Origin of the sequence: Pseudomonas edaphica (assembly GCF_005863185.1) — a bacterium.
Lineage (GTDB): Bacteria > Pseudomonadota > Gammaproteobacteria > Pseudomonadales > Pseudomonadaceae > Aquipseudomonas > Aquipseudomonas edaphica.
Map to the genome: position 1 here is coordinate 1 of NZ_VBVZ01000860.1, position 2,011 is coordinate 2,011.

General features: G+C 59.7%; 4 protein-coding genes. All 4 read right to left on the reverse strand.

Features of this window, described 5'->3' with window-relative positions; all coding sequences use genetic code 11:
* Positions 1 to 371 (reverse strand): DUF1190 domain-containing protein (locus tag FEM54_RS31400; protein WP_138454155.1); only part of this gene is annotated, 371 nt, incomplete at its 3' end.
* 18 nt (positions 372 to 389) lie between these two features.
* The gene (locus FEM54_RS31405; protein WP_017136013.1) at positions 390 to 818 is read right to left on the reverse strand and encodes a DUF350 domain-containing protein; all 429 of its coding nucleotides are present in this window, start codon (positions 816 to 818) and stop codon (positions 390 to 392) included.
* A gap of 15 nt (positions 819 to 833) precedes the next feature.
* Positions 834 to 1,496, reverse strand: coding sequence for a DUF2491 family protein (locus tag FEM54_RS31410; protein ID WP_017136012.1), 663 nt, complete (start codon positions 1,494 to 1,496; stop codon positions 834 to 836).
* Between the two features lie 172 nt (positions 1,497 to 1,668).
* On the reverse strand, positions 1,669 to 2,011 hold a 343-nt coding region (locus tag FEM54_RS31415), incomplete at its 5' end, for a rhomboid family intramembrane serine protease (RefSeq protein WP_138454156.1).

Sequence of the window (2,011 nt, forward strand, 5' to 3'; positions counted from 1 at the left end):
GAACCGGCGACTTGGGCATTGGCCGCATCGACCTGGGATTGGGTCACCTGGCCTTCGGCGGTCAGTTCGAAACCGCCCAGCCTTGGGATGAACTTGCCGGAGGAGTCTTGCTGGCACCAGTCGGCGACAAAGTCGGCATCGCAATCGGTCTGGCTGTCGTACACCGGCGCGATGCGGCGGTGCTCGGCCATAGCGGTCATGTAGGCGTCGGAGCAGACGTCGACCGGCAGCTTTTCATCGGCGCACTGCTGTACCGACTGGAAGTTGTACTTCTTCTGCAAATCGTAGGTTTTTTCGGTCGGCCCGCAGCCGGATATCGCCATGGCGACCGACGCTGCCAGCGACAGCTGGACGTATTTGCTTCGTTTCATCGAGAGCTCCGTGCGCAATCAGTACTGGGTGGGCGTCATGCACGCGGCGTTCAGCATGCCGACGCTGATAGCCACGGCGGCCACGTAGATGCCGGCCGCAACTTCGCCATTCTTGATGCGCTCGGACGTGCCTTTGAGCACCAGGCTGGTCAGCAGAAACGCCAGCAACTGGACGACGGCGGCGATCACCGACCAGACGACAAAATCCAGCAGGCTGATGGAGTAGGCAATCACGTTGCTGGCCGGAATAGCGAAGCCAATGATCGCGCCGCCCAGGGCGACCGAAGCCGAAACGTTGCCGGCGCGGATCAGTTCGAACTCCTTGTGCGGAGTGATGCGGGTGTAGATGAACTGGAACAGCGCGAACAGCACCGCAGCCCCCAGGATGTAGATGACAAAGCCGAGCACAGCCGCTTTGTTCAGGGAGATGGAGAGAGCTTCTAGCATGGATGGCTTCCTTTTTTAGAGCGCAGTCAGGTCGGTTGTGTACAGCGAAATGCCCAGCGACGTGCTCAGGCTGATGCCACCCTCGGCATCTTCTTCGACGGAAAACAGCAGGAACTCGCGGCGATCGGTCAGGCCGGTGTCACGGGCGTACAGCATCGAACGGTGCTCGACGTTATAGGCGTCTTCCGGGTTTATCACGCGCTCGCTCATCGCCACCAGTTCGGTCTGGCCGGCTTCGCTGCCCCACACACGGGTGTATTCGACGCCGTTGTGGGTGTAAGTCGGTAGCCCGATCAGGCTTTGTGGGCCTGCCAGCCGACGCAGTTCCGCTTCGCTGCTGAGGGTGACGTAGCTCAAGTAGTTGAACAGGATCACCGACTCGACCTGCCCGGCGACTTCGCCGGTGGTGTGTACTTGCAGCCAGTAATCTTCGTCGTTCATGTAGTAGCGCGACAGCCAGGTCGATTGCCCGAGGTCAACGGTGCCGTTGGCCCAGACTTCCTGGGAGCCGGGGATCACCACCGAGGTTTTCCCATCGAGCAACAATTTCAGGGTGGTGTCGAACATCACGCCTTTGCCGGGCGCCAGGCCCAACGGGCCAGTGGTCGGCAGGGGCAATGTCGACTCGGCATTCGTTTGTGGGGCCTCAAGCCCCATCAACTGTTTAAACCATCCCATTGGAGAGTTCCTTGAGGTGGGTGGAAGCGATAGAGAAGGGAATAGATGAGAAACAATAAAAGCGGAAGATGACGCCCGAGCGCCACACAAGAAAATTCGACATGTCGCCCCTGACTCCCTGGGTACTTGATTCCTGACGCCATCGCCTCAGCGTCGGTAGGCGCAAGTGCGTTCACCCGGCATTAAACCTGCTGCGCGGTGTTGAGAGAAGTACCTTGGCAGCAATAAAGCCGGCGAGCGCACCAAACAGATGCCCTTCGAAGGAAATCCCCTGGCGCGGCACAAACCCCATGATCAACCCGCCATAAAACACCGCCACCACACCGGCGATTAACAGGTTGCTCCAGCTCCTGTGGAACCAGGCGCGCGACAAGAGGTAGGCCCATAGCCCAAAGACCCAGCCGCTGGCACCGACGTGTACGCCGGTAAACCCGAACAGCCAGACCAGCGAACCGCCCAGCAGAATAATAATCGCGCTGACGGTTATGAAACGGTTGAGCCCTTCAGCCATGACC

Excerpts from the sequence above, each read along its gene's own strand:
- FEM54_RS31405 (WP_017136013.1), bottom strand. The coding sequence starts at position 818 with ATGCTAGAAGCTCTCTCCATCTCCCTGAACAAAGCGGCTGTGCTCGGC.
- FEM54_RS31410 (WP_017136012.1), bottom strand. The coding sequence starts at position 1,496 with ATGGGATGGTTTAAACAGTTGATGGGGCTTGAGGCCCCACAAACGAAT.